Source organism: Stenotrophomonas sp. AG209, from assembly GCF_003550055.1.
In the GTDB taxonomy this organism is placed as follows: Bacteria; Pseudomonadota; Gammaproteobacteria; order Xanthomonadales; family Xanthomonadaceae; genus Stenotrophomonas.
Window position 1 is genome coordinate 2,389,808 of the sequence record NZ_QXDB01000001.1, and the last position, 26,987, is coordinate 2,416,794.

26 protein-coding genes are annotated in these 26,987 nt (G+C 67.7%); 14 read left to right on the forward strand and 12 right to left on the reverse strand.

Annotated elements, in window-relative coordinates; genetic code table 11:
* Positions 1-21: 21 nt before the first annotated feature.
* Positions 22-2,247 carry a DPP IV N-terminal domain-containing protein gene (locus DFO63_RS11065; protein WP_119006909.1) on the reverse strand — a complete coding sequence of 742 codons (2,226 nt, stop codon included), beginning with the start codon at positions 2,245-2,247 and terminating at the stop codon, positions 22-24.
* Positions 2,248-2,409: 162 nt separating this feature from the next.
* A complete protein-coding gene (locus DFO63_RS11070) occupies positions 2,410-3,099 on the reverse strand; it encodes a glutathione binding-like protein (protein ID WP_049442833.1) in 690 nt (229 codons plus the stop codon).
* 112 nt (positions 3,100-3,211) lie between these two features.
* Between DFO63_RS11070 and DFO63_RS11075 the strand changes: the two genes are divergently transcribed.
* Positions 3,212-3,832, forward strand: coding sequence for a TIGR00645 family protein (locus DFO63_RS11075; RefSeq protein WP_014038884.1), 621 nt, complete (start codon positions 3,212-3,214; stop codon positions 3,830-3,832).
* 199 nt (positions 3,833-4,031) lie between these two features.
* Positions 4,032-5,045, forward strand: coding sequence for an energy transducer TonB (locus DFO63_RS11080; RefSeq protein ID WP_049442832.1), 1,014 nt, complete (start codon positions 4,032-4,034; stop codon positions 5,043-5,045).
* Between the two features lie 83 nt (positions 5,046-5,128).
* On the opposite strand, the gene DFO63_RS11085 is transcribed toward DFO63_RS11080, so the two are convergent.
* Positions 5,129-5,383 carry a hypothetical protein gene (locus tag DFO63_RS11085; RefSeq protein ID WP_049442831.1) on the reverse strand — a complete coding sequence of 85 codons (255 nt, stop codon included), beginning with the start codon at positions 5,381-5,383 and terminating at the stop codon, positions 5,129-5,131.
* Positions 5,384-5,461: 78 nt separating this feature from the next.
* Between DFO63_RS11085 and DFO63_RS11090 the strand changes: the two genes are divergently transcribed.
* Together DFO63_RS11090 and DFO63_RS11095 are read left to right on the forward strand one after the other, a co-directional pair.
* Entirely contained in the window at positions 5,462-6,259 is a 798-nt protein-coding gene (locus DFO63_RS11090) for a helix-turn-helix transcriptional regulator (RefSeq protein WP_049442830.1), read from the forward strand.
* 99 nt (positions 6,260-6,358) lie between these two features.
* Positions 6,359-7,069, forward strand: coding sequence for a transposase (locus DFO63_RS11095; protein WP_119006910.1), 711 nt, complete (start codon positions 6,359-6,361; stop codon positions 7,067-7,069).
* Between the two features lie 22 nt (positions 7,070-7,091).
* Here the strand turns inward: DFO63_RS11095 and DFO63_RS11100 are convergent, their stop codons facing one another.
* From DFO63_RS11100 to DFO63_RS11115, 4 genes are all read right to left on the reverse strand, one after another.
* On the reverse strand, positions 7,092-8,276 hold the full coding sequence (locus DFO63_RS11100; RefSeq protein ID WP_014038889.1) for an ABC transporter permease: 1,185 nt from the start codon (positions 8,274-8,276) through the stop codon (positions 7,092-7,094).
* The gene (locus DFO63_RS11105) at positions 8,273-9,019 is read right to left on the reverse strand and encodes an ATP-binding cassette domain-containing protein (protein ID WP_014038890.1); all 747 of its coding nucleotides are present in this window, start codon (positions 9,017-9,019) and stop codon (positions 8,273-8,275) included. The genes DFO63_RS11100 and DFO63_RS11105 overlap by 4 nt, the downstream gene beginning before the upstream one ends.
* On the reverse strand, positions 9,016-10,542 hold the full coding sequence (locus DFO63_RS11110) for an alpha/beta fold hydrolase (RefSeq protein WP_119006911.1): 1,527 nt from the start codon (positions 10,540-10,542) through the stop codon (positions 9,016-9,018). The genes DFO63_RS11105 and DFO63_RS11110 overlap by 4 nt, the downstream gene beginning before the upstream one ends.
* A 68-nt stretch (positions 10,543-10,610) precedes the next feature.
* Positions 10,611-11,813 carry a GGDEF domain-containing protein gene (locus DFO63_RS11115; protein WP_049442827.1) on the reverse strand — a complete coding sequence of 401 codons (1,203 nt, stop codon included), beginning with the start codon at positions 11,811-11,813 and terminating at the stop codon, positions 10,611-10,613.
* A 155-nt stretch (positions 11,814-11,968) separates the two neighbouring features.
* Between DFO63_RS11115 and DFO63_RS11120 the strand changes: the two genes are divergently transcribed.
* The 3 genes from DFO63_RS11120 (at position 11,969) to DFO63_RS11130 (ending at position 15,214) form a co-directional block, all read left to right on the forward strand.
* On the forward strand, positions 11,969-12,454 hold the full coding sequence (locus DFO63_RS11120; RefSeq protein WP_049442826.1) for a DUF1203 domain-containing protein: 486 nt from the start codon (positions 11,969-11,971) through the stop codon (positions 12,452-12,454).
* Positions 12,455-12,687: 233 nt separating this feature from the next.
* A complete protein-coding gene (locus tag DFO63_RS11125) occupies positions 12,688-13,860 on the forward strand; it encodes a lytic polysaccharide monooxygenase (RefSeq protein ID WP_101766283.1) in 1,173 nt (390 codons plus the stop codon).
* Positions 13,861-14,038: 178 nt separating this feature from the next.
* The gene (locus DFO63_RS11130; protein WP_014038895.1) at positions 14,039-15,214 is read left to right on the forward strand and encodes a lytic polysaccharide monooxygenase; all 1,176 of its coding nucleotides are present in this window, start codon (positions 14,039-14,041) and stop codon (positions 15,212-15,214) included.
* A 75-nt stretch (positions 15,215-15,289) separates the two neighbouring features.
* Here DFO63_RS11130 and DFO63_RS11135 read toward each other — a convergent pair whose 3' ends face one another.
* Entirely contained in the window at positions 15,290-16,039 is a 750-nt protein-coding gene (locus DFO63_RS11135) for a ferredoxin--NADP reductase (protein WP_101766284.1), read from the reverse strand.
* An 84-nt stretch (positions 16,040-16,123) separates the two neighbouring features.
* Here DFO63_RS11135 and DFO63_RS11140 point away from each other — a divergent pair, with 84 nt between their 5' ends.
* The 5 genes from DFO63_RS11140 to DFO63_RS11160 all read left to right on the forward strand — a co-directional run bounded on the left by DFO63_RS11140 (position 16,124) and on the right by DFO63_RS11160 (position 20,937).
* The gene (locus tag DFO63_RS11140; protein ID WP_075675879.1) at positions 16,124-17,092 is read left to right on the forward strand and encodes an ABC transporter ATP-binding protein; all 969 of its coding nucleotides are present in this window, start codon (positions 16,124-16,126) and stop codon (positions 17,090-17,092) included.
* Positions 17,089-17,880 (forward strand): ABC transporter permease, encoded by a 792-nt coding sequence (locus DFO63_RS11145; protein WP_049443488.1) that lies wholly within the window; start codon positions 17,089-17,091, stop codon positions 17,878-17,880. Before DFO63_RS11140 ends, DFO63_RS11145 begins: the two co-directional genes overlap by 4 nt.
* Positions 17,881-18,052: 172 nt before the next feature.
* A complete protein-coding gene (locus tag DFO63_RS11150; RefSeq protein WP_119006912.1) occupies positions 18,053-18,820 on the forward strand; it encodes a hypothetical protein in 768 nt (255 codons plus the stop codon).
* A gap of 297 nt (positions 18,821-19,117) precedes the next feature.
* Positions 19,118-20,056 (forward strand): 2-dehydropantoate 2-reductase, encoded by a 939-nt coding sequence (panE, locus tag DFO63_RS11155; RefSeq protein WP_101766286.1) that lies wholly within the window; start codon positions 19,118-19,120, stop codon positions 20,054-20,056.
* Positions 20,057-20,091: 35 nt separating this feature from the next.
* Positions 20,092-20,937 carry an epimerase gene (locus DFO63_RS11160; RefSeq protein WP_182474418.1) on the forward strand — a complete coding sequence of 282 codons (846 nt, stop codon included), beginning with the start codon at positions 20,092-20,094 and terminating at the stop codon, positions 20,935-20,937.
* 76 nt (positions 20,938-21,013) lie between these two features.
* On the opposite strand, the gene DFO63_RS11165 is transcribed toward DFO63_RS11160, so the two are convergent.
* Positions 21,014-21,811, reverse strand: coding sequence for a TatD family hydrolase (locus DFO63_RS11165; protein WP_101766459.1), 798 nt, complete (start codon positions 21,809-21,811; stop codon positions 21,014-21,016).
* A 67-nt stretch (positions 21,812-21,878) separates the two neighbouring features.
* Here DFO63_RS11165 and hrpB point away from each other — a divergent pair, with 67 nt between their 5' ends.
* Together hrpB and DFO63_RS11175 are read left to right on the forward strand one after the other, a co-directional pair.
* The gene (hrpB, locus tag DFO63_RS11170) at positions 21,879-24,383 is read left to right on the forward strand and encodes an ATP-dependent helicase HrpB (RefSeq protein WP_119006914.1); all 2,505 of its coding nucleotides are present in this window, start codon (positions 21,879-21,881) and stop codon (positions 24,381-24,383) included.
* 214 nt (positions 24,384-24,597) lie between these two features.
* Positions 24,598-24,972, forward strand: coding sequence for a hypothetical protein (locus DFO63_RS11175; protein ID WP_005420251.1), 375 nt, complete (start codon positions 24,598-24,600; stop codon positions 24,970-24,972).
* 136 nt (positions 24,973-25,108) lie between these two features.
* Here the strand turns inward: DFO63_RS11175 and DFO63_RS11180 are convergent, their stop codons facing one another.
* The 3 genes from DFO63_RS11180 to DFO63_RS11190 form a co-directional block, all read right to left on the reverse strand.
* Positions 25,109-25,648 carry a pseudouridine synthase gene (locus DFO63_RS11180; protein WP_119006915.1) on the reverse strand — a complete coding sequence of 180 codons (540 nt, stop codon included), beginning with the start codon at positions 25,646-25,648 and terminating at the stop codon, positions 25,109-25,111.
* 68 nt (positions 25,649-25,716) lie between these two features.
* Positions 25,717-25,977, reverse strand: coding sequence for a hypothetical protein (locus tag DFO63_RS11185; RefSeq protein ID WP_119006916.1), 261 nt, complete (start codon positions 25,975-25,977; stop codon positions 25,717-25,719).
* A gap of 101 nt (positions 25,978-26,078) precedes the next feature.
* A complete protein-coding gene (locus tag DFO63_RS11190) occupies positions 26,079-26,936 on the reverse strand; it encodes a class I SAM-dependent methyltransferase (protein ID WP_119006917.1) in 858 nt (285 codons plus the stop codon).
* Between the last annotated feature and the right edge of the window lie 51 nt (positions 26,937-26,987).

Below are 26,987 nucleotides of genomic sequence, written 5' to 3' on the forward strand. Positions count from 1 at the left end.
GGGCTCCTTCCCGTTTGTCCATCAGGGCTTCAGGCAGCGTCCCAGGAAGGCTTCGGCCACACGGTAGCGATGCAGGGCATCGGCACCGGACAGACCATGCTTGGCACCCGGATAGGTCATCAGTTCGAACGGCTGCGCACGCTTCTGCAGCGCGCTCATCAGGCTGGTCGAGTTGGTGAAGAGCACGTTGTCGTCGGCCATGCCGTGGATCAGCAGCAACGGCGAACGCAGGCCATCGATGTGGGTCAGCACGCGCGCTTCGCGGTAACCCGCTTCATTGCGCGCCGGCAGGTCCATGTAGCGTTCGGTGTAGTGGCTGTCATACAGGCCCCAGTCGGTGACCGGTGCGCCGGCCACGCCACAGGCGTACTGGTTCGACGCCTTGGCCAGCAGCATCAGGGTCATGTAGCCGCCGTTGGACCAGCCCTGCACGCCGATGCGCGCCGGGTCCACCCACGGCTGCTGCTTCAGCCAAGTCACGCCACGCAGCTGGTCGGTCACTTCCACCGTGCCCTGCTTGCCATACAGCGCGCCACCGAAGTCACGGCCACGGCGCGGGGTACCACGGTTGTCCAGCGAGAACACCACGTAGCCCTGCTGGGCCAGGTACTGGTTGAACAGGTGGTCGCCACGGCCGGGCCAGCTGTCGGTGACGGTCTGGCTGGCCGGGCCGCCATAGACGTACACGGCCACCGGGTAGCGCTTGGACGGATCGAAGCCGGCCGGCTTGATCAGGCTGTAGTTCAGCGGGGTCTTGCCGTCGGCAGCCATCAACGTGCCGAACTCGACCGGGCGCTGCGCATCGCGGTAACGCGCATACGGATGCTTCGGGTCCGCCAGATCGTTCTCAAGTAGGGTAGCGATCTTCTCGCCATTGGCGCGGAACAGCTCGATCTGCGGCGGCGTGGTGCTGTTGGACCAGCTGTCCACATAGACGCTGGCGTTGCGGGCGAAGCTGGCGCTGTGCATGCCCGGCGCTTTGGACAGGCGCTGCGGCTCGCCACCCTGTAGCGACACCGCGTAGATCTGGCTTTCGCGCGAGCTCTCGATGCCGGCACGGAAGTAGGCCTTGCCGGCCTTTTCATCGACCGCCAGCAGCTCGTCCACCGGCCAGTTGCCGCGGGTCAGCGCGGTGGTCTTGCCCTTGCTGTCGATGCGGTACAGGTGCTGGAAGCCGGTGCGCTCGGACGACCACAGCACGCTGCCGTCATCCAGAAAACGCAGGCTGTTGTGCAGCGGCACCCAGGTCGGGCTGGTCTCGTGGGCGAGCACGCGCTGGCGGTTGGAATCGAGTGCCACTTCCACCAGGTCCAGCTGCTTCTGGTCGCGCGACTGGCGCTGGAAGCTCAGGTGCTGTGCATCGCGCCAATCGACGCGGGCCAGGTAGATGTCCTGCTCCTTGCCCAGGTCGACCCAGCGCGGCTGCGCATCGGCAGCCGGTGCGATCACGCCCAGCTGCACGCGTACGTTGGCGTCGCCGGCGGCCGGGTAACGCTGTTCGATCACATCGGTGCGGTCGGCGTAGACCTCGTAGCGCTTCTGCACCGGCACCGGTGTCTCGTCGATGCGGGCGAAGGCGATGGCCGAATCATCCGGCGCCCACCAGTAGCCCGTGTGGCGGTCCATTTCTTCATCGGCGACGAACTCGGCCACGCCGTTGCCGATGGTGGTGCTGCCGTCGCGGGTCAGCTGCAGCTGCCTGCCGCTGGCCAGATCGATCACCCACAGGTTGCGGCCGCGGATGAAGCTGACGAAGCCGCCCTTCGGCGACAGCTTGGCGTCGGTGGCGAAGCCTTCACCGTGGGTCAGCTGGCGCACGGCCGCCGCCCCCTGCTGCTTGAGGTCGTACAGGTAGAGTTCGCCGCCCAACGGGAACAGCAGGCGCTGCGCGTCCGGCGACCACTGGTAATCGACGATGCCGGTCATCGCGGCGATGCGCTGGCGCTCGCGGCGGGCCTTTTCCTCGTCGCTGAGGGTCTCGGTGCCGGGCAGCACCACCTTGGAATCAACCAGCAGGCGGGTCTGGCCGCTGCCGATGTCGTACGTCCACAGGTCCAGCTGGTTGCGGTCGCTGTCCTTGCCGCGCAGGAAACTGACCTGCGAGCCGTCCGGCGCCACCTTCGGCTTCATCAGGGTCGGGCCAGACAGCGGCAGCGGGCCGGTGATGGCTTCCAGGGTCAGCTTTTCGGCGTGGGCGGCGGTACTGGTGGCGAGCATGAGGGCGAGCGAAGCGAACAGGTGGCGCATGGAGGATCCCGTCAAACGGCAGGTCCGCCCCGCGGCGGGCGCCGGGCGGTCGTCCCCCATCCTAACCAAGCCTGTGCAGGAAGGCAGCATGACCTTCCGCCCATGCCGCGGTGCTGGGGTCAGAGCCCTTTGCGCTGCAAAGGGATCCGACCCCGCGACGGGTCAGCGCTGGCCGAACAGGTGCTTGCGCTCTTCGTCGCTGAGCGGCTTGCCGGCGTTGGGGTTCACCTGCTGGCGCAGCGCATAGGCGCGCTGGGTGGCCGGGCGTGCGGCGATGGCATCGTGCCAGCGCTTGAGGTTCGGGAATGCGGTGAAATCCACCGGCAGCTTGTCGTAGGCGCCGATCCACGGGTAGCTGGCCATGTCGGCGATGGTGTACTCGTCGCCGGCCAGGAAGGCGTGCTGGGCCAGGCGCTTGTCCATCACCCCATGCAGGCGGCGCACTTCGTTGTCATAGCGCTCGATCGCATACGGGATCTTTTCCGGCGCATACACATTGAAATGCCCCATCTGGCCGCTCATCGGGCCCAGGCCGGCCATCTGCCAGAACAGCCACTCCAAGGTGGTGACGCGGCCGCGCGGGTCGCGGGGCAGGAACTGGCCGGTCTTCTCGGCCAGGTACAGCAGGATCGCGCCGGACTCGAACACGCTCTGCGGGGCGCCGCCATCGGCCGGGGCCTGGTCGACGATGGCCGGCATCTTGTTGTTGGGCGAAATGGCGAGGAATTCCGGCTTGAACTGGTCGCCCGAGCCGATGTTGACCGGGTGGATGCGGTATTCCAGGCCGGTTTCTTCCAACAGCAGGGTCACTTTGTGGCCGTTCGGGGTGGGCCAGTAATACAGGTCGATCATGGCGTCGGCTCGGGGTGCGGAAAGGAACCTGAAGTCTAGTGCGAGAGTTGGGTTGGCACCGTCATGGCGGGCCGGTAACCTCGCCTCTCCCCCGAAACGCAGCATCCCCCGCATGAGTGCAAACCGCCCGCCGCTCTCCCCGTTGTCCACGCTGATCTTCGCCTCGCGCTGGCTGCAGCTGCCGCTGTACCTGGGCCTGATCGTGGCGCAGTGCGTCTACGTGTTCCTGTTCGGCAAGGAACTGTGGCACCTGATCTCGCATTCCGCCTCGATGGGTGAACAGCAGATCATGCTGATCGTGCTGGGCCTGATCGACGTGGTGATGATCTCCAACCTGCTGGTGATGGTGATCGTCGGCGGCTACGAGACCTTCGTCTCGCGCCTGCGCCTGGAAGGCCACCCGGACCAGCCGGAGTGGCTGAGCCACGTCAACGCCAGCGTGCTGAAGGTGAAGCTGGCGATGGCGATCATCGGCATCTCCTCGATCCACCTGCTGAAGACCTTCATCGCCAGTGGTGCGCTGGGCGGCATTCCGCTGTGCACGCCGGAACAGATGAGCGTGGCCGCAGCCAACATCGGCGTCGCCCGCTGCTCGATGCTGACCCAGGAAGGCGTGCTGTGGCAGACCATCATCCACTGCGTGTTCATCCTGTCGGCGATCGGCATCGCCTGGACCGACAAGCTGATGTCCAACAGCCACAGCAAGTCGCACGACAAGGCGCACGACCACTGAGGTCGTCGCAGGCAACGGCGGTGGCCGTTGCCCCTCCCGGCCACCGCCCCTTGTACGCGGCGGTGGCCGGGATGCTAGATTGCACCCTCGCCGTTGCCGGCGGTGGCGTCGGGAAACGTCACCCTGCCGCGCCCGGACCGCAGGTCCCGGCCATGCATATCAATGATTTACGTCACGTCGTCTTCTAGAGGGGAGCAGGATGTCGCACGTCTCAACGATCACCGCCGCGCGCCGGTGGCTGCCGGTTGCTTTGGCACTGGCGCTGGCCGCCTGCTCGGGCAAGGAAGAATCCGCGGCACCGGCCCCGGCCGCCGCACCCACCGCCGCTGCACCGGCCGCACCGGTGGTCGCCGCCAAGGTGCAGTCGATGGGCACCGAGCAGCTGCGTGAGTCGGCCAGCCAGGCGCTGCGCGAGAACCGCATGTACGCGCCGGCCGGCGACAACGCCATCGAGTACTACCTCGCCCTGCGCGACAAGACCCCGGACGACGCCTCGGTGAAGAGCGCGCTGACCGACCTGCTGCCCTACACCCTGATCGCTGCCGAACAGCACCTGGGCCGCGAGGACTACACCGAAGCACAGCGCCTGGTGGCGCTGATCGAGAAGGTGGATGCGTCCGCGCCGGCGCTACCGCGCCTGAAGGACGGCCTGGCCAAGGGCGTGCAGAACGCTGCCAAGCGCACCGAAGCGGAAGCCGAGAAGGCGAAGAAGGACGCCGAGGACCGCAGCAAGCAGCAGACCGAACAGCAGCGCCTGGCCGAGCAGCGCGCCAAGGAAGCCGACGCGGCCAAGCAGATCGCCGCCCAGCAGGATGCCGCCCGCCGCGACAACGAGCGCCAGGAAGCCGAGCGCCAGGCCGCTGCCCGCCGCGAAGCCGAGCAGAAGCAGCAGCAGGCCGCCGCCCAGCAGGCCAGCGCCGCACGCCAGGCTGCTGCTCCGGCGGCCGCTGCAGCGCCGAACCTGCGCCCGGTCAGCACCCCGGCACCGCGCTATCCGTCCGAGGCACTGCGTGCAGGCACCTCCGGCGAAGTACTGGTGGAAATCACCGTCGGCACCGACGGTTCGGTGATCAACGCCCGCGTGCTGCGCGCAACTCCGTCGCGCGTCTTCGATCGCGAAGCAATGAACGCGGTCAAGCGCTGGCGCTTCGAGCCGGTCAGCGCGCCGGTCACCACCCGCCGCACCCTGGTATTCGCTCCCGGCGGCACCTGACCGCAAAAAAGGGGACGGAGGGGATTAAGTCGTTTCCGCCCCGCAATGACGACACGGCCCGGCATGTCCGGGCTGTGTTCGTTTCAGGAGAGGCTGTCGATCATGCGCTGCAGTGCCGGATCGCGTGCGGCCAACACCTGGAACAGGCCCAGCGCATGCAGGCCCGGCAGCAGCGCACGCAGGTCGGCTTCGGCGGTGGCGCGGGTGGCGTCATCGCTGGCGGGATCCTGCCAGTCACGGACGCTGGCGAGGAAGGCACCGACGCTGCCCTTGCGCACGGTGAGGCCGTTTACCTGCACGTCGTTCTGGTGGTCGGGAAGGATGTCCTGCGGCTGCATGACGAGGTACTCGATTGGAAGGGAGCTCCAGTGTGGACGCCTCGCAATAGCGATTCTGCCGTATAACTGCCACCTTATATGGCAGATCAGACATCCACTGCATTGATCGACCCGGCACTGGCCAACGCCAGCGACGGGCCAGTGCTGCTGGCGGCCCAGCTGCGGGTGCCCGGACGGCGCCGCACCGCGCGCCACCAGCACGTCCGCGGCCAGCTGCTGGGCGCGCACCAGGGCCTGCTGCGGATCGAGGCCGGCGACCTGCACTGGCTGCTGCCGGCGGGGCACGTCGCCTGGATTCCGCCCTCACTGCCCCACGCGTTGGTAGGGGCAGAGCGATTCGATGGCTGGAGCCTGTACTTCAGCGCCGGGGCCTGCCTGGACCTGCCCGCCGTGCCGCGCATTTTCCAGCCCAACGCGCTGTTGCAGGCCGCGATGACGCGCGCACTGGGTTGGCCACACCAGGCACTGGATCCCGCGCAGGTACGCCTGGCCGGCGTGATCGCCGATGAGATCACCGCCAGCACGCCGCTGCCGCTTGCCCTGCCACAACCGCGGGATCGCCGCCTGCGGCGGATCGCGGCGGTGCTGGCACGTTCGCCGGATGACCTCCGCAGTGTCGAGGCGTGGGCAGCCACCTGCGGCCTGTCCAGCCGCAGCCTCGCCCGCCGTTGGCAAGCCGAAACCCACATGACGCTGAGCCAGTGGCGGCAGCGCCTGCGCGTACTGCTGGCGCTGCCCCGTCTGCTGTCTGGCGAACCAGTGATCAGCGTCACGCTGTCGATGGGCTACGACACGCCCAGTGCCTTCATTACCGTGTTCAAGCGCGAGATGGGGGTGACGCCCGCGCGCTACGCAAAAGGGGACGGAGGGGATTAAGTCGCTTTTGACTCATCCGACACTGCTTCGCGGCGTTGCCTGATGCCCCGCTCCGCGGCCGCGATGACAGGCTGAGGCCCCTTTCAGCCTCCGAATCCCATGCCCCGACAAGCACGCCTGATGCTGGCAGGCCAGGCCTATCACGTGATCCAGCGCGGTGTGAACAAAGGTGCGATCTTTATCGACGACATCGATCGCCAACTGTTCCTGCATCTGCTGCACAGCGCATTCCTGAAGCACCACGTCGCACTGCACGCCTATGTACTGATGGGCAACCACATCCACCTGCTGGCCACGCCTTCCACACAGCAGGGACTGGCGGGCGCAATGCGCATGCAGGGCAACAACTACGTGCAGGCCTTCAACCAGCGGCACGGACGCAGTGGGCCTCTGTGGCAGGGGCGCTTCCATTCCTCGATGATCGACAGCGATGCTTATCTTCTCAGCGTATACCGCTACATCGAACGCAATCCGGTTCGCGCCGGGATTGCTATGAGCGCCGAAGATCACCCGTGGTCCAGCGTGCACGGCAACCTTCAACGACGGAATGATCCAATGCTGACCCTGCACCCCGCGTTCAAGGCGCTTGCAGGAACCGCTCGGCAGAGGACGACGTTGTATGCCGAATTCCTGCGCGATGTGAATGCATCCGCAGACCTGCCCGCAATCCGCAACCACAGCGCCAGGCAACGCCCGATGGGGGACGCTGCATTCCTGCGGATGGTGGAGCAGACGCTGGGGCGCCCTGTGGCGATACGCAAACGAGGGCGCCCGCGCAAGGAGGGGACGGGGGAGGCAGAAACGACTTAATCCCCTCCGTCCCCTTTTCGGGTCAGCCGGAGATCGCCAGGCGCTCGTTGTGGTAGCGGCGCACGGCGGCGAACCACAGCACCGCGGCCAGGCCGAGGCTGGCGCCCAGGTAGATCGCCCAGACCGCCGGGGTGATCGTCTCGTGGCGGATCACCTTCAGCAGCATCTGGTTCTGCGACAGGAACGGCACGGCGTACTGCCACATCTCGCTCTTCAGCGGATAGGCCACCAGTGCATAGCCGGGCAGCATCGGCAACAGCATCAGCCAGGTCATGTGGCTCTGCGCTTCCTTCATGCTCTTGGCCGCGGCCGACAGGAAGGTCAGCAGCGAGGTGCCGATCAGCAGCATCGGCAACATCACCAGCAGCATCTGCAGCATCGAGCCGACGTTCATGTTGAACTGTCGGCCGATGTTGCCGGGCGCGATCTGCGCGCTCACCTTGAACGCGACCAGAGTCAGCAGCAGCGATACGAAACCGACCACGCAGGCGGCGGCGATCTTGCCGCTGACGATCGCGCTGCGCGAGCCCGGCGTGGCCAGCAGTGGTTCCAGCGACTGCCGCTCGCGCTCGCCGGCGGTAGCGTCCATCACCAGGTAGGCGCCACCGATGAACGAGGTCAGCGTCAGCAGTACCGGCAGCAGCATCGACAGGATCATGCCGCGCTTGGCCTCGGCACTGGCCAGGTCCTGGCGTGCCACGTCCAGCGGGCGTGCCACCTGTGCATCGATGCCGCGCGCCATCAGGCGCAGTGCACCGACCTGGCCGTTGTAGGTGGCCAGCGCCGCTTCCAGGCGTGCGCCAGGCACTTCGGCAGCGCGCCGCGTGCTGTCCTTGATCACCTCCACCAGTGCCGGCTTGCCATCGGCCCAGTCCTTGCCGAAGTCATCGCTGATGCGCAGCGCCACATCGATGTCCTGGGTGCGGATGGCCTCGGCCAGGTCCTTCGGTGCCGGTGCGGCATTGAGGCCCTGTGCGGCGAGGAAGCGCACCAGGTTCGGTGCGTTCTCCGCGCCGATGGTCGGAATCTGCAACGGCTCTTCGATCTGGGTGCGCACCCGGCTCTCGGCCAGCTTGCCCATGCCCAGCAGCAGCACCGGGTAAAGCAGCGGCCCGAACAGCAGGGTCAGCAGCAGCGTGCGGCGGTCACGCGACAGGTCGCGCAGTTCCTTGCGCATCACCGTCATCAGGGTCGACATCATGCTCATGCGTGCAGGCCCTCTTCGCTGCCGATCAGTTTCACGAACGCATCTTCCAGGTTGGCTTCACCGGCCTGCGCACGCAGCTCGTCGGCGCTGCCGGCAGCCATCACCGTGCCCTTGGCGATGATCACGATGTGGTCACACAACGCACCCACCTCCTGCATGATGTGGCTGGACAGGATCACGCAGCGCCCCTCTTCGCGCAGGCCCAGCAGGAAGCGGCGCAGCGCGCGCGTGGTCATCACATCCAGGCCGTTGGTCGGTTCGTCGAGGATGACGTTGCGCGGGTCGTGCACCAGCGCGCGGGCAATCGCGGTCTTGGTGCGCTGGCCCTGCGAGAAGCCATCGGTCTGCCGGTCGAGGATGTCGCCCATGTCCAGCGCGTGCGACAGCACCTCGATGCGTTCGCGGATGCGCTCGGCCGACAGGCCATGCAGCTCGCCGAAATAGGCGATGTTCTCGCGCGCGGTCAGGCGCTTGTAGACGCCACGCGCATCAGGCAGCACGCCGAGGTGGCGACGCACCTCCACCGGATTGCGCGCCGCATCGATGCCATCGACGGTGATGCTGCCCTGATCGGGCGTCATCAGCGTGTAGAGCATGCGCATGGTGGTGGTCTTGCCGGCACCGTTGGGGCCGAGCAGGCCGGTGATCCGCCCATCCCCGGCGCGGAAGCCGACGTTGGCGACCGCCTGGATGCGGCCCGTGCGGGTATCGAAGGCCTTGTGCAGGTTGTCGGCGACGATCATGGTTCCCATCCGTTGAACGAGGTGAACGCCGGCACGTAGCTCAGCGTGTCCAGGCAGCCGGCATCCAGTGCCTTGGCATCGGTCTTGTCGATGAACTGGCCGAGCAGGCGCGGCATGCAGCCGGCGGTCAACGTGCCATGGCCCTGGCCACGGGCGACCAGCGCACGGCCATTGGGCAGGCCCTTGAGCACCTGTGCGGCGTAGCGCGGCGGCGTCACCGGGTCCAGTTCACCGGACAGCAGCAGTGCCGGCACGTCGCTGCGCAGCGGCACGGCATCGCTTGCCGGCGCCGGACGGTGCGGCCACACCGGGCAGGCCGCGAAGAAGGCACTGGCGACTTCGTTGCCGAACAGCCGCTCGGGGTCCTCGGCCGGCGCGTGGTAGCGCGGTGCATCCTCGCTGCAGATCACCGACCACTGCATGCCGCGGTTGATCTGGAAATCCATGCTGCGGTTCGCGCCCCGCGCCAGCGATGCCAGCGGTGCGTAGCGACCGTGTGCGGCCTCATCCAGCACCAGTGGCAGCAGCGAGGAATACTGCGGCACGTAAGAGAAGGCGAAGGCCAGGCCGACCACGCTGTCCGGCGTCAGGACATCCTGCCGCGGTGCGTTGGTACCCGGATCGCGATATTCGACCGAGACCGGTGCACGGCGCAGGGTATCGACCACGCTGCGCAGCTGCGCGCGGGTATCGGCCGGGAAACGCTTGCTGCACGCGGCGTCCTTGCGGCACTGCGCCGACTGCAGGGCGATCGCATCCTCGAACGTGGTCGCGAAGTCACCACCGACCACCAGCTCGTTCGGCACCACGCCATCGATGACGATGCTGCGGGTGTGCTGCGGATAGGCGCCGGCATAGCGCTGGGCCACACGGGTGCCGTAGGAGCCGCCGACCAGGTTGACCTGATCCACGCCAAGCGCACCACGCACCGCGTCCAGATCGGCGATGGCCTCGGTGGTGGTGTAGAAGCGCGCGTCGGCACGCCCCTGCAGCGACGCCGCGCAGCGCTGGGCGTAGTCGCGCAGCGATGCCTCTGAAGGCGCTGCATCCTCGTCCATCTGCAGCGGCTTGCCGTCCGCGCCCAGGCAGCTGAGCGGGTTGGAGCCGCCGGTGCCGCGCTGGTCGATCAGGAACACGTCGCGCTGCTTGCGCACCTGGCGCAGCGCGGTATCGACGATGACCGCCACCTCGCTGGCCGCCTGGCCGGGGCCGCCGGCCAGGAAGAACACCGGGTCGGGCTGGCTGGCACCACTGCTGCCCGATTCCAGCCAGGCAATGCGCAGGCCGATCCGGCGGCCATCGGGCTGGGCCCGGTCCTCCGGTACCTGCAGGGTGGCGCACTGCGCCTCCACGTTGGCGCTGGCGCCTTCGGTGGACAGCGTGCAGGGCTGGAAGTCGATCGTGCCGAAACGACGGCTGGGTGCATCACTGGCATTTCCGGCGTCGGCCGGCGGTGGCTGGCTGCACCCGGCAATCATCAGGCTGGCCAGCATCCCGGCCAGCGCGAGGTGGTGTCTTTGCATCGTGCTCGTTTCCCCTGGAGGACGTTCCTGTCGACCACGACGGGCTGCCGCGGAAGATGTGACCCAACTTACACGGGCAGCGCGCCAACGGCGATGGGCAATGACGAATCCGCCGCCGACGGCGCACAGACCAGGCGGTCCCGCCCCTCGGCCTTGGCCCGGTACAGGGCGGCATCGGCGGCGGCCAGCAGGGTCGACAGATCGCCCTGCCCTGCATCCATCGCAAGACCGACGCTGGCGGTGACCGGCACCCGTCCCTCGGCCAGCACTGCCGGCCGCTGTTGCAGGCGTGCGCGGATCGCGGCGGCCCGCTCCACCGCATCGTCGCGCGTGCTTCCGGCCAGCACCAGCACGAACTCTTCGCCGCCGTAACGGCCCAGCAGGTGCTCGTGGCCCTGCACGCAGTGCTGCAGCGTCGCCGAAAAATGGCGCAGCACCTGGTCGCCCGCCAGGTGGCCCCACCGATCATTGATCTTCTTGAAGTGGTCCACGTCGATCAGCAGCAGCACCAGCGGGCGGCGCTGCCGGCGTAGCTTCAGCAGTTGCGCCTGGCCGTCGGCCAGCACCGCGCTGCGGTTGAGCAGGCCGGTCAGGCCATCGGTACGGGCGGCATGGCGCAGGTCGACCAGCATGCGCTCGACCAGCAGCAGCACCATCGCAAAGCAACGGGCCAGTTCCAGCATCACCCCGGCGATGTACGTGGCGAACATCGGCGAGCCAGTGCGCATAATGTCCTCCCCGGCATCCGGTGCCACCGGCAGGAACAGGCGCCCCCCATAGAGAGCGGCCTCCGCCAGGAACACGGTGGCGGCCAGGCGGCAGCTGGTGCGCTGCTGGGGCGGCGCATGCCGCAGCAGCAACCCGGCGATCCAGCCATCGACAATCAGTGCGAACACGCTGAACACCTGCAGGCGCAGGGCCAGGTTCGGCCACAGCACCAGGAACGCGAAGATGCAGGCCATGAACGCGGCCGCCATCAGCAACGGCCGCCACAGCGGCAACGGCTGCTCCAGATGCAGGGCTACGCCGCGCAGCATCATCAGCCCGCAGCCGGCCATCGCTGCATTGCCGGCCAGTACCGCCGGGACCAGTGGCAGGTAGGGCCGCAAGGCCAGCAGGGTCACCCCCAGGGTCAGCAGCCACAGGCTGATGGTCCACTGCCGCAGCACCGGTTGCCCGCGCAGTACGACCAGCAACAGCGAGAACCCCACGGCAATGCCGATGCAGAGCAGGAAGCCAAGCACGGTGATGGTGGGGAAATCCAGGGACATGCGGCGCTCGTCGGCCGGGGCGGCGCGCGCATCTTAGCGCCTTGTTGCGCGATCCCCGTGGCGTCCTCCTGCCCGATGCCGGTGTGGGGTCTGAAAACGGCGAGCATGGCGACCGGCGCATGCGCACAATCCGCGGAAAACCCAAGGAGACGCCCATGCACGCGTGGTACCTCGGCGGCATCGACCACCGCCCGTTCCTGCACCTGTTCGAGATGAGCGACAGCGCGCTCGCCGCGCGCGGCATCCAGCGTCGCTGGGCCGGCGCCAATGGCGGCCATCCCTGCCGGATCAGCCTGAGCGATCCCGCACCTGGCAGCGAACTGCTCCTGCTGTCCCACGTCCACCTGCCGCTGCATTCGCCGTACCGCGCCGCCGGCCCGATCTTCGTGCAGCGCGGCGTGACCCGTTGCGTCCTGCCGCCGGGCGAAGTGCCCCCGTATGTACAGCGCCGGATGATTTCGGTGCGTGCCTATGACCACGCCGCGCTGATGTGCGGTGCCCAGGTCTGTGCGGGCACCGAGGTGGCGGACCACCTGGATGCCCTGTTCGCCGACCCGTCGGTGGCGTTCGTCCAGCTGCACAACGCGGCGCATGGCTGTTTCTCGTGCCAGGCAGATCGGGTGGGTGCCGAGACTGCGTAGCGTGATCTCCATGACGTGATCGATGCCACGCCGGTCACGTGACGTCCAGCGCATCCGTTCAGCCCTGCGTGAAGCCTGCGGGAAGGGCTTCACATGCGCAGTCACGGATCGGTACTGCGAGAGTTCCGTCGCCTGCAGCGCGACTCGATACTCGCCGTGGTGCCGCCGGAAGTCCGCCGCGCAGCGCAGCTCCTGCGGTCACCGTTCCCTTTCGACGATCACAAGGATGCGCCATGTCATTCCGATCCACACCGCTGTTGCTGGCCACCTCGTTCGCCGCTGCGGGCCTGTGCCTGGCCGGCAGCGCGTTCGCCCACGGCACCATGACCACGCCGGTCAGCCGTGTCTATGCCTGCTTCCAGGGCAATCCCGAGAACCCGACCAACCCGGCCTGTGCCGCTGCAAAAGCGATTGGCGGTTCGCAGGCGTTCTACGACTGGAACGGCATCAACCAGGCCAACGCCAACGGCAACCATCAGGCCGTGGTGCCCGACGGCAAGCTGTGCAGCGGCAACAACCCGACCTTCCGCGGGCTGGATGTGAACCGCAGTGACTGGCAGACCACGCCGATCCAGGCCGATGCCAATGGCAGGTTCACCTTCGTGTTCAAGGCGACCGCACCACACGCCACGCGCGACTGGCGCTTCTTCGTCACCCGCGAAGGCTGGCAGCCGGGCAGCCCACTGCGCTGGGCCGACCTGCAGGAGTTCTGCACGCTGGGCAATACACCACTGTCGGCCGATGGCACCTACAAGCTGCAGTGCACGTTGCCGCAGCGCACCGGCCAGCATGTGATCTACAACACCTGGCAGCGCTCGGATTCGACCGAGGCGTTCTATACCTGCATGGACGTGCGCTTTGAAGGAAGCGGCGGCAGCACCCCGCCCGCTGCGCAGTGGCAGGATGCCGGCCCGGTCACCGCACGCGGCGAGCTGCCGGTGGGCACGACGCTGGCACTGCGCGTGTTCAACGCCAACGGCAATGATGTCGAACGCGTGGAAACCACCTTGGCCAGCGGCCAGACTGCGGCCACGCAGTGGCCGTTGGCGCTGGCCCGCAAGGTCAATGCCAGTGCCCAGCACGCGCGCGTGGGCGTGCTCAACAACGGCGTGATCGCACCCTCCGCTTCGGCCACCGACAACCGCGTGTACCTGAAGGACGGCAACCGCTTCCAGCTCGACACCCAGGTGCCGGACCCGGGCACGCCGTCGCCGGGCGGTGATTTCGACCACGTGTACCCGGCGGGCATCGGCAGCTATGTGCCGGGCCAGACCGTGGTGAAGGGCAGCGACGGCAAGCTGTACGCCTGCCGCCCGTTCCCGGAAGGTGCATGGTGCAATGTCAACGCCGAGGCGTACCGGCCGGGCGTGGGTGCGGCCTGGCGCGATGCGTGGATCGCGTACTGAGGCGGTGACGCGGGAGGCGGTGCAGCGTGCACCGCCTTCTGCCTGCAAAACGGCACAGTGAGCACCGTGTTGCAGATCGAACACGGCCGTCATCGAATTCGAACTTATCCGATGTTGCCGACGGGCCTGCATGTGAAGACTGCGCGAGGTTTCCCACACTTCGCAAAGGAGTTCCTGCATGCACCTGTCCCATCGGGCAGTCCTCGCTCTGTCCGTCGTTGCCGGCCTGGCCCTGTCCGGCAGCGCCTTCGCCCACGGCACCATGACCAAGCCGCTCAGCCGCGTGAAGCAGTGCCACGAAGGCAATCCGGAAAACCCGACCAACCCGGCCTGTGCCGCGGCCAAGGCCATCGGCGGCGCGCAGCCGTTCTATGACTGGAGTGCAATCGCCCACGGCAACGCCAATGGCAACCACCGCGACCTGGTGCGTGATGGCGAACTGTGCAGTGCCAGCATCCCCAAGTACCGCGGCCTCGATCTGAACCGCAGCGACTGGCCGACCACGCCGGTCCGCGCCGATTCGCGCGGCCGCTACACCTTCGAATTCCGGGCGCCGGCGCCGCACGCCACCCGCGAGTGGAAGTTCTACGTCACCCGTGATGGCTGGCAGCCGGGCAGCCCGCTGCGCTGGGCCGACCTGCAGGAATTCTGCACCCTGGGCAACGTGCCGCTGTCCGAAGGCGGTGTCTACAAGCTGGACTGCCCGCTGCCCAAGCGCAGTGGCCAGCACATCATCTACAACACCTGGCAGCGCTCGGATTCGCAGGAAGCGTTCTACACCTGCATGGACGTGCGCTTCGAAGGTGGCGGTGGCGTGGTTCCGCCGCCGCAGTGGCAGGATGCCGGCGCGGTGACCGCCAATGGTGCGCTGGACGTGGACAGCACCGTGACCCTGCGCGTGTTCAATGCCAACGGCAATGACCTGGAGCGTGTGGAAACCAAGCTGGCGACCGGCCAGACCAGCCCAACGCAGTGGCCGCTGGCCCTGGCCCGCAAGGTCAACGCCAGCGCACAGCACGCGCGCGTGGGTGTGATGAAGAACGGCGTGATCACGCCGGTCGCGTCGGCCACCGACAACCGCGTGTACCTGAAGCCGGGCAACCGCTTCCAGCTGGAAACCCAGGTGCCGGGGCCCGGCCCGATCGATCCGGTCGATCCGCCGGGCGGCGACTTCGACTTCGTGTATCCGGCCGGCCTCGGCAGCTACAAGCCGGGCGAGACCGTGGTGAAGGGCACCGACGGCAAGCTGTACGCCTGCCGCCCGTTCCCGGAAGGCGCCTGGTGCAATATCAACGCCGATGCCTACCGCCCGGGCACCGGCTTTGCCTGGCGCGACGCCTGGATCGCGTACTGAGGCAGGGCACCGGGGGCGGCGCGATGCCGCCTCCGGTTCATGGGGTTGCCGGCCAGCGGCCGGCACTACCCTGGTTTACTTGCTGCTGACGTACTTCTCGCGGCGGATCTGCGGATTGCCCAGGCCGGCGGCCTTCAGCAGTTCGGCACAGGCGTCGACCATGTCCGGGTTGCCGCACAGGTAGGCGATGTCGGTGGCCGGGTCCGGCGTGAAGCCGGACAGCGCCTGCTGCACGTAGCCGTGCTGTACGTCCGGGTGCGGATCGACCGGCAGTTCGCGCGACAGGCACGGAACATAACGGAAGTTCGGGTGTTTTTCGGCGAAGCTGTAGAAGTCTTCGCTGTACAGCAGCTCGCCCGGGCTGCGCGCGCCCTGCAGCAGCACGATCTGCACGCCGCGTTCGGCCATGGCCTTTTCCAGCAGCGGCAGCATCGAGCGGTACGGGGTAACGCCGGTGCCGGTGGCGATCAGCAGGTAACGGGCGTTGTGGTCACCGGGATTCAGGCAGAACCGGCCGTAGGGGCCGGACGCACTGATCTGGCCGCCCTGCTCCAGCGCCTCGAACAGCGCGGTGGCGGCGCCACCGGGCACGAAACTGACTGCGATATCCACCGCCTCGCCCGGGCCCAGCGCGTGGTCGTGGATGGTCGCCAGCGAGTAGCTGCGCTTGGTTTCGGTGCCGTCGGCGTAGCTGAAATGGACCTGGATGAACTGGCCGGGCTGGAAATCCAGCGGCTGTCCATCGTCACGCACGAACTGGTAGTGGCCGACGGTCGGGGCCAGCATGCGGCAGCCGACCAGCTTGAGGGGGAATTGAACAGGCACGACTTTTCGGGACAGTGTGTAGCCGGGGCAAGCCCTCGGGGTCTTCTATAATAGCCCCTCCCCGCCCCTCTCCAGCGCCAGCCCATGGGCGCGAAGGCTTCGAGCTTGGCATCCCAGAACGATACGGCGCCCGCCCTGCGCGTGCGCGACCTGCGCAAGACCTACGACAACGGCACCCAGGCCCTGAAGGGGGTTTCCCTGGAAGTGGCCCCGGGCGACTTCTTCGCCCTGCTCGGCCCCAACGGTGCCGGCAAGTCGACCCTGATCGGCATCATCAGCTCCCTGGTCAACCTCAGCGAGGGCAAGGTGGAGGTGTTCGGCAGCGACCTGGTTCGCAACCGCAGCGCCACCATGCGCCTGATCGGGCTGGTGCCGCAGGAGATCAACTTCAACCTGTTCGAGAAGCCCTTCGACATCCTGGTGAACTACGCCGGCTTCTACGGCGTGCCGCGCGAGGAGGCCGAGCAGCGCGCCGAAGAGGAACTGAAGCGGGCCCACCTGTGGGAAAAGGCGCAGGTGATGAGCCGTACGCTGTCCGGCGGCATGAAGCGCCGGCTGATGATCGCCCGCGCGATGATGACCCGCCCGCGCCTGCTGATCCTGGATGAGCCGACCGCCGGCGTGGACATCGAGATCCGCCGCGACATGTGGCGCGTGCTGAAGGAGATCAACGCTGCCGGCACCACGATCATCCTCACCACGCACTACCTGGAAGAAGCCGAGTACCTGTGCCGCCACCTGGCGATCATCAACCATGGCCAGATCGTCGAGCAGGGGCCGATGCGCACGCTGCTGGCCAAGCTGGACGTGGAAGGCTTCCTGCTGGACATCGATGGTGACCTGCCGGCGCAGCTGCCGGTGATCGAAGGCGCGACGCTGACCGCGCCGGACCCGCATACGCTGGACATCGACATGCCGCGCGCGATGGACCTCAACCGCGTGTTCGCCACGCTCAACGAGTCCGGCATCCGCGTGCGTTCGATGCGTACCAAGAGCAACCGCCTGGAGGAGCTGTTCGTGCGCCTCACCGGCAACCTGGAGAAGCCTGCATGAGCACCACCGAGCTGACCGACGGCCAGCGCAACCGCATCGCACTGATGACCATCGTGCGCCGCGAAGTCGCCCGCATCATGCGCATCTGGGGCCAGACCCTGGTGCCGCCGGCGATCACCATGACCCTGTACTTCCTGATCTTCGGCAACCTGATCGGGTCGCGCGTGGGTGACATGGGCGGCTACACCTACATGCAGTTCATCGTGCCGGGCCTGGTGATGATGAGCGTGATCCAGAACAGCTACGGCAACATCAGTTCCTCGTTCTTCGGTGCCAAGTTCGGCCGCCACGTGGAAGAGCTGCTGGTCAGCCCGATGCCGAACTGGGTGATCCTGTGGGGCTACGTGGCCGGTGCCGTGCTGCGCGGCCTGATGGTGGGCGTGATCGTGCTGATCATCGCGATGTTCTTCACCCCGGTGCGCATCCCGCACCCGCTGGTGATGCTGACCACGGTGATCCTGGGTGCGACGATCTTCTCGCTGGCCGGTTTCATCAATGCGGTGTATGCGAAGAAATTCGATGACGTGGCGATCGTGCCGACCTTCATCCTGACCCCGCTGACCTACCTGGGTGGCGTGTTCTATTCGGTGCAACTGCTGCCGGGCTGGGCGGAAGCGGCCACCCACGCGAACCCGATCTTCTACATGGTCAATGCATTCCGCTATGGCCTGCTGGGCAGCAGTGACGTGCCGCTGCCGGTGGCCTACGGGTTGATGATCGGATTCGTGGTGGCGCTGACGGCGCTGGCGCTGTGGCTGCTGCGTCGCGGCGTGGGCATGCGCAGCTGAGGGGTGCCTGCAGGGCCTGCGGCCCTGCACCCGCCGAATCAACGTCAACGTCAAAAGCTGGCATTCCTTGGGTTGGCGGGGTGGGTCCACGCCATGCGTGGATGAAGCGTTCCCTGTAGAGCCAAGCCAATGCTTGGCTCTTTTCGTTTCGGAATACGGCTAGGCTGTGGCGATGAAGATCACTTCCATTGCGTTGGACAAGGCCGTATCGGATGGCCCGATCGATGCCTTCAGCCATGTCCTGCTGAGCGAGTCGCCCACGCTGGATGAGGTGCTGGATTGCCTGGCCTCGCTGCACATGGCCGATCCCCGCCATCGCTACCTGTGCACGCTCGACGATGTCGGCCAGTGCCGCTACACCAGCATGCATGCGTCCGACAACGAGCGCATCGCGCTGTACGAGGACGAAGACCCGGCGACGCCGGAAGATGCGTTGGCGGCACGCGAGCGGTTGCTGGCGCATGTGGTCGCGCAGCTCGAGCATTCCACGCATCGGTTGGAGTGGACAGCGCTGGCGGGCACGTTGATGTGCAGCGACGAGGACATCGAGGCGCTGGTCGCCGCCAATGCGACACCGGATCTCATCGTCGACGACGTCGTCTGCGTGCAGCAGGTGCCCGTGACACGTGACGACCTGCTGATCGCCGCCCTGCCCAATGGCTACTTCAGTGCGGACTGGGACCTCTTCCAGAACCACGCCCTGATCCGGCACCTGCAGCAGCACTACGACTACCGCCTGTTCGGACTCGGTGCGTCGTGGCTCGGCTTCCAGCGCGACCGCGCACCGTCGCCTGCAGAGGCGAGCGCGTTGGTCGCGGACCTGCAACGCATCTACGCGGCCGGAACGCACGACACCTGGTCAAAGCTGGCTGCAACGCTGGTCTCCCGCACTACCCTGCTGCTGGGCTACACCGAAGACTTCAGCGAACAGCTGCCCTGAGCACCGCTCTACACGAGCTCGCGCAGCGAGCGACCCGCTTCCTCTCTTGATCTGCTTTCCGTGGTGGCCGCACCCGGAAACTGTCAGGGGTCGTGTGCGCCGGGCTCGCGGGGGTATCCGCGCCAGGGATGGCGCGGCTAAGCCCCCATGGACGGGTTCACGGCGTCCCCCGCGAACCCGGCGCACACGACCCGGCTCATGAAACCAACTGCGCGAACCACCACGAGGGGCACCGCCGTTGGCCGCAATCTCCGGCACAATCGAAATCCTGATTCCCCAGAAAACGGTGAACGTGCAATGCGCATCCTGATCCTCGGCGCCGGCGGTACCGGCGGTTACTTCGGCGGTCGCCTGGCCCAGGCCGGCGTGGACGTGACCTTCCTCGTGCGCCCCGCACGTGCCGCCCAACTGGATCGCGACGGCCTGGTCATCCGCAGCCCGCTCGGCGATGCCAGCTTCCCGGTGCAGCACGTCACCGCCGACGCGCTGCCTGCGCTCGCCGCACAGAAGCCGTTCGACCTGGTCATCCTCAGCTGCAAGGCCTATGACCTGTCCAGTTCGATCGACGCCATTGCCCCAGCCGTTGGCGCAGGCACCACCGTGCTGCCGATCCTCAACGGCCTGCATCACTACAACGCACTGGATGCGCGCTTCGGCCGCGACGCTGTGCTTGGCGGCCTGTGCTTCATCAGCGCCACCAAGGCGCCCGACGGTGCGGTGCTGCACCTCGGTAAACCGGCCAAGCTCACCTTCGGCGAGCGCGACGGCGGCGCGGTCTCCGAACGCGTGCGCGCCTTCGCTGCGGTCTGTGCGCAGGCCGATCTTGATCACCTGGCCAGCGAACACATCGGCCAGGAGCAATGGATCAAGTACACCTTCCTGACCGCCCTGGCCGCCGCCACCTGCCTGCTGCGCGCGGATATCGGCACCATCGTCGCCACCGATGACGGCGAGGCCATCGTGCGTGGCCTGTACGACGAATGCCTGGCCGTGGCCGAGGCCGCCGGTGAACCGATTCCCGAGGCCGCGCAGGACACCGCGCGCGGCACCCTGACCCAGGCCGGCTCGGCACTGAAGGCATCGATGCTGCGTGACCTGGAAGCCGGCCAGCAGGTGGAGGCCGAACAGATCGTGGGCGACATGCTGGCCCGCGCGCGCAAGGCCGACCAGGAAGCCCTGCTGCTGCAGGTCGCCTACAGCAGCCTGCAGGCCTACCAGGCACTGCGCGGCGCGTGAGCCAGACGTTGCAGGCCAGCACGCTGCCCTCGCGGATGCTGATCCTTGGCATGGGCTGGAGCGGCTGTGTGCTGGCCCAACATCTGCGGGCATTGGGCGTACACGTCGCCGGCACCGTACGCGATCCAGCATCGGCACCACGCGATGGTCTGCGTCGCCACGCGCTGCGTGCCGATGCCACGCCATCGCCTACCCTTCTCGATGAGATCGCGCAGGCCGAGGCCGTGCTGTGCAGCGTGCCGCCCGATGCCGAGGGTGACCCGGCACTGCGCCTGTTGTTGCCCGCGCTGCAGGCCAGCCCGGCATTGCGCTGGGTGGGCTATCTGTCATCCACCTCGGTGTATGCCGACCGCGCTGGCGGCTGGGTCGACGAGCGCAGTGCAGCCGATGCCACTGAGGCAGCCGGCGTGCGGCGCCTGCGGGCCGAAGCACAATGGCGTGCGCTTGCTGAAGAACGCGGCATCGCATCGGCGCTGTTCCGCCTGCCCGGCCTGTATGGGCCGGGGCGCAATGCGCTGCTGCAGCTGGCACAGGGCCGCGCACGCCACGTAGTTCGCCCTGGCCTGGTGTTCAACCGACTGCACGTGGATGACCTGGCGACGGTCGTTATCGCGTCGATGCAGCGGCCGTGCGTGGATGGGCTGTATCTGCCGGCCGATGACGAGCCGGCACCGCCGAAGGAGGTACTGGCCTTCGCCGCGCAGCTGGGCGGCTTTGCGATGCCACCTGCCGTGGCCTGGGACGACCCTGCACTGAGCCAGACGCTGCGCCGCTTCTACGAGAGCAACAAGCGCATCGACAGTCGCGGCACGCGTGAAGCACTGGGGTGGCAGCTGCGCTTCCCCAGCTACCGTGAGGGCCTGCGCGACCTGCTCCGGTAGTGCCGGCCGCTGGCCGGCAATCGCGCGATGTTTGCGGCGTTCATGCTGCTGCCGGCCAGCGGCCGGCACTACCCAATCAACCCGCGTCGGGCAGGCGGAAGAACGTACGCGTCGCGGCAGTCGCATTGGCCGCCGTCACCGCCACGTCCTCGCCACGGTCACGTGCCAGTTCCTCCACGATGTGCGAGAGGAACATCGGTTCGTTGCGGCGATCCTTCGGCATCGGCTTCAGCGTGCGCGGCAGCAGGTACGGCGCGTCGGTCTCGATCATCAGGCGGTTGGCCGGGATGTTCTTCACCAGTTCGCGCAGGTGCGCGCCGCGGCGCTCGTCACACAGCCAGCCGGTGATGCCGATGTACCAGTCCTGGTCCAGGTAATCGAACAGCTCGTCACGCTCACCGGTGAAGCAATGCACCACCGCCGGGCCGATGCGACCTTCGAAGTTCTTCATCTGTGCCATGAAATCGGCATGCGCTTCGCGCTGGTGCAGGAACAGCGGCTTGCCATTGTCAACGGCCAGCTGCAGCTGCCGTTCGAACGCGCGGTGCTGGGCCGGGCGCGGCGAGAAATCACGGAAGTAGTCCAGCCCGCACTCGCCCACCGCCACCACTTCCGGGTGGGCATGCAGCGCGCGCATCTCGGCGTCGCATTCCTCGGTGTATTCCACCGCATGGTGCGGGTGCACGCCGGCGGTGGCGTACAGGAAGCCCGGGTGCTGCTGCGCCAGCTGCAGGGCCAGTGGCGAGTGCTCACGGCTGGCTCCGGTGATGACCATCTGCACCACGCCGGCCTGGCGCGCGCGCTCCAGCACGGCATCGCGGTCGCGGTCGAAGGAGTCGTGGGTCAGGTTGGCGCCGATATCGATCAGGTGCATGGTCATCGCGGGGGAAAAGTGCCCGCGCATTGTACCTGCGCCCGCCGTGGCCCCTTATCCTTTGCACATGAACGCCCCGCTCTTCCCTATCTCCCCGCTGCTGCCACAGATCCAGCAGCACCTGGCCGCACAGCCGCGGCTGGTGCTGGAGGCGCCGCCCGGCGCCGGCAAGACCACCCAGGTGCCGCTGGCGCTGCTCGATGCACCGTGGCTGCAAGGGCGGAAGATCATCCTGCTGGAACCGCGCCGGGTCGCCGCGCGCAGCGCCGCGCTGTTCATGGCGCGGCAGCTGGGCGAAGAGGTGGGCGGCACCGTCGGCTACCGCATCCGCTTCGAGAACAAGGTCTCGGCGCGCACCCGCATCGAGGTGGTCACCGAAGGCATCCTGACCCGCATGCTGCAGGACGACCCGATGCTGGAAGAGGTCGGCGTGATCCTGTTCGACGAATTCCACGAACGCCACCTCAGTGGCGATCTGGGCCTGGCGCTGGCGTTGGACGTGCAGGCACAGCTGCGCGATGACCTGCGCCTGGTGGTGATGTCGGCAACGCTGGATGGTGAGCGCCTGGCCCGCTTCCTCGATGCACCGCGCCTGAGCAGCGAAGGCCGCAGCTACCCGGTGGCGATCAGCCATTTCCCGGCGCGCCGCGATGAGGCGCTGGAACTGCAGGTGCGCCGCGCAGTGCAGCAGGCCCTGGCTGAGCATCCCGGTGACCTGCTGGTGTTCCTGCCCGGCCAGCGCGAGATCGCGCGGGTGCAGGCCGGGCTCCAGGAATCGCTGGATGCGGGTGTTGAAGTGCTGGCCCTGCACGGCGAACTGCCGGTGGAGCAGCAGGCGCGCGTGCTGCAGGCGGCCAGTGATGGCCGCCGCCGCGTGGTGCTGGCCACCAACGTGGCCGAGTCTTCGGTGACGCTGCCTGGCGTGCGCGTGGTGATCGACAGCGGCCAGGCACGCGAACCGCGCTACGACCCCAACAGTGGCTTCACCCGGCTGGACGTGGTGGCCATCGCCCAAGCGTCGGCCGACCAGCGCGCGGGACGTGCCGGCCGCGTTGCCGAAGGCGTGGCATGGCGGCTGTGGCCGCAGTCACAGCGGCTGGAGCCGCAGCGCCGTGCCGAGATCGATCAGGTGGAACTGGCCGGGCTGGCGCTGGAACTGGCCGCCTGGGGCAGCAGCGACCTGCGCTTCCTCGATCCGCCGCCGGCGGGCCCGATGGGCGCAGCGCGCGAACTGCTGCAGCGGCTCGGCGCGCTGTCCAGCAGCGGCGCGATCACCGCGCTCGGCCGCCGCGTGCTGGCACTGGGCACGCATCCGCGGATGGCAGCGATGCTGCTGGCCGCGCCCGATGCCCGCACGCAGGCACTGGCCGCCGATCTGGCCGCCCTGCTGGAGGCGCGCGATCCGCTGCGCCAGGGCGGTGACGCGCTGGCCGCGCGTTGGCGGGCGCTGGCCGCGTTCCGCAACGGCCGCGCGCCGGGTGACGCCAACCGCAGCGGGCTGGCCGCCATCGATGCGGCGGCCAAACAATGGCGACGTCGCCTGCGCTGCGATGCCACGCCGCCCACCAGCATCGAGGCGCACGAGCTGGGTGACCTGCTCGCACATGCATTCCCGGACCGCATCGGTGTCCAGCACCCCGGCGATCCGCTGCGCTACCTGTTGGCCAATGGTCGCAGCGCACGCCTGCACGAGCTGAGCGACCTGCGTGGCGAACCGTGGCTGGTAGCCAGTGAACTGCGCTTCGAGGCACGCGACGCGCTGCTGCTGCGTGCCGCACCGGTGGACGAAGCCCAGCTGCGCAAGGCCTGGCCGGAGCGCTTCGTGACCGAAGACGTGGTGCGCTGGGACAGCGAGCGACGCGCCCTGGTGGCACTGCGCGAGACCCGTTTCGACCGGATCGTGCTGGACAGCCGCTCGGCCGGCCGGGTCGATCCGCAGCACGCGGCCCAGGCGCTGACCGACGCGGTGGCCGAGCTCGGCCTGCAGGCGCTGCCGTGGACCGACGGCCTGCGCCAGTGGCAGGCACGGGTGGAATCGCTGCGCCGCTGGATGCCCGAGTTCGGCCTGCCCGACTGCAGCGACGACGCCCTGCTGGCCACGCGCGCGCAGTGGCTGCAGCCCGCGTTCGCCGGCAAGACGCGACTGGATGCGCTGGACGAGTCCAGCTTCGGCGAGGCGCTGAAGTCGGCCTTGGAGTGGTCGCAGCGGCAACTGATTGAACGACATGCGCCCACCCGCATCACCGTGCCGTCCGGACTGGAGCGGCCGATCACCTACGCGTTGGACAGCGAAAGCGGCGAACCGTTGCCGCCGGTGCTGGCGGTGAAACTGCAGGAACTGTTCGGCCTGGCCGACACGCCGCGCATCGCCGATGGCCGCGTGCCGCTGACCCTGCACCTGCTTTCCCCCGGGGGCCGCCCACTGCAGGTCACCCAGGACCTGCGCAATTTCTGGGAAAACACCTACGCCGAGGTGAAGAAGGAAATGAAGGGCCGCTACCCGCGGCATCCCTGGCCGGATGATCCGTGGACGGCCACAGCCACGCACCGGGCCAAGCCGCGCGGCACCTGAAGGGTGGGGTCGGATCCCATTGCATTGCAATGGGCTCTGACCCCCGTACATCGTGCTGGGGTCAGAGCCCTTTCCCAAAGGAAAGGGATCCGACCCCACCCTGCCTGATCCTGAATGGCTGGGGTAGAGTCACACCACGTGCCACCCCGGCTGACATACCGTTTACGGGCAACACGCGACACTGGACTTCGACCCGAGGCAAAGGACCCCCCGCATGAGCAAGCTGACCGTAATCACCGACCGCGCTCTGGAGCGCGCCCTGGAGCTGGCCCACACCGCCGGCGATGGCCTGAAGAGCGCCGGTGGCAGCCTGCGCAATGCGGACTGGATCAAGACCGGCGCCGCCATCGGCGCAGTGAAGACCGGCGGCAAGGCCGCCACCAAGTTCGTGCGCCGCAATCCGGCGGTGGCCGTGGCCGCTGCCGCGGTGGGTGTCGGCCTGCTCGGCTATGCGCTGTACCGCAAGCAGCAGAAGAAGAAGGCCGCCAATGGCCACGTGGTGAATGGGCAGGCGCAGCGCATCAGCGCACGCGACCGCCGCAACGACACCGTGGTGGACGAGCACAGCGATATCGGCAGCGACGCCTGAGTCTGCCCGGGTCAGAGCCCTTCCTGCGGAAGGGGTCTGACCCCGATCCCGGGTCGGATCCCTTCCGCAGGAAGGGCTCTGACCCCAAGGCACTGCATGAGGGTCGGACGCCGCAAGGCCTCCGGCCCTTTCTGTATCAACCGATCTGCCGCCACTGCCCAGACTGCAGGTCATCGAGCCGGTACGGTCCCATCGATACCCGCACCAGCCGCAGCGTCGGCAGGTTCACCGCTGCAGTCATCCGCCGCACCTGGCGGTTGCGGCCCTCGCGGATCGTGATCGCCAGCCAGCTGTCAGGCACGGTCTTGCGGAAACGTACCGGCGGATCGCGCGTCCACAGCGACGGCGCCGGATCAAGGCGTTCGATCTTCGCCGGCAGGGTCGGCCCATCATTGAGCACCACGCCGTCGCGCAGCTGCTGCAGCTGCTCGTCGCTGGGCATGCCTTCCACCTGCACCCAGTAGGTTTTGTCAGCCTTGTGCTTCGGGTCGGTCAGCTTGTGCGCCAGCGTGCCATTGTCGGTCAGCAGCAGCAGGCCCTCGCTGTCATGGTCCAGGCGACCGGCGGCATACACGCGCGGCGGCAGGCCGAACCCGGCCAGGGTCGGCCGCGGCGGCACGCTGCGGTCGGTGAACTGGCAGAGCACGTTGAAGGGCTTGTTGAAGGCGATCAGCATTGCGGGCACGGCGGGCGGCGGGTGGGGCATTGTCCCATTCCCGCATCGCCGCCGCGATCACCGGCTACTCAGCCGAAGACCTTCCTTTCCATCAACAGCGCGACGAGCACCAGCACGACGCCGCACGTGGCGGCAGCGTTGGCCTGGTACCGCAGCCGCGCTACCGGTGGGCAGGCCCTGCGCGCACGCTCATCCCAGAGGCCACCAACGAGCAGCGCCGCAAAACCTGCCGCCGCCACGAGGTCATGCACGTGACCCGCATGGAACACGAAGTCGTACAACCGCGGCAGCGCCATCAATGCGAAGGCGAAGTACAGCACTTTCTTCAACAGCACACTCCATTGACGGCAGCGCCGGGCATTGCCCGGCGGCTACCCATTCCATCCAACACCGCGCTGCGCGCTGACCGGACGCAGCCCGGCGTCTCCGGCTACGGCTTGATGAAGCGCAGGGTCATGCGGTCGCTTTCGCCGATCGCCTGGTACTTCGCATCATCGGCCTTGTCGTGCTGGTTGGTCGGCGGCAGCGTCCACACGCCGTTCGGGTGGTCCTTGGTGTCACGCGGGTTGGCGTTGACCTCGCTGCGCGCGTCCAGCCTGAAGCCGGCGGCCTCGGCCATCGCGATTACCTGCTGCTGGCCGACATAGCCGGTGTCATCGTCGTCGGCCACGTCGGCCTTGGCACGATGCTCGACCACGCCCAGCACGCCGCCCGGCTTGAGCACGTTGAAGAAGCCCTGGAACATGCCCTGCGCCTGGCCGGCCTTGCGCCAGTTGTGCACGTTGCGGAAGGTCAGCACCACATCGGCTGAACTGGCCGGGCCGAACACCGGCTTGGCCGGATCGTAGGCCACCACCGCAGTCTTGCCGAACTGTGCCGGCGCAGCGGCGTACTTCTTTTCCAGGCTGTCGCGGCTGCGCTGCTGGTAGTCACGGCCGCGGCCTTCGGGCACCGCCATCGGATCGACCACGGCGGCGACGTAATGACCCTTGTCATGCAGCAGCGGCGCCAGGATTTCCGAGTACCAGCCGTTGCCGGGGGTGATCTCGATGACGGTCTTCTCCCGCGTCACCTTGAAGAACGACAGCGTCTGCGCCGGATGGCGGAAGCCATCGCGCTTGACGTTGTTGGCATCACGGGTCGACGCCTTCACCGCCGCATCGATGGCCGGTGAGACCTGGATCTTCGCCGGTGCCACCGTGGCCGGTGCGGCGAATGCGGGAACAGCGGCAAGCAGGGCCGAAGCAAGCAGCAGGCGGCAACCACGCAGGGACGAAGCAGGCATCATCGGAGCGACTCCAGCGGAAGATGCGGCGAGACTAGCAGCCGCGGCGTCCCA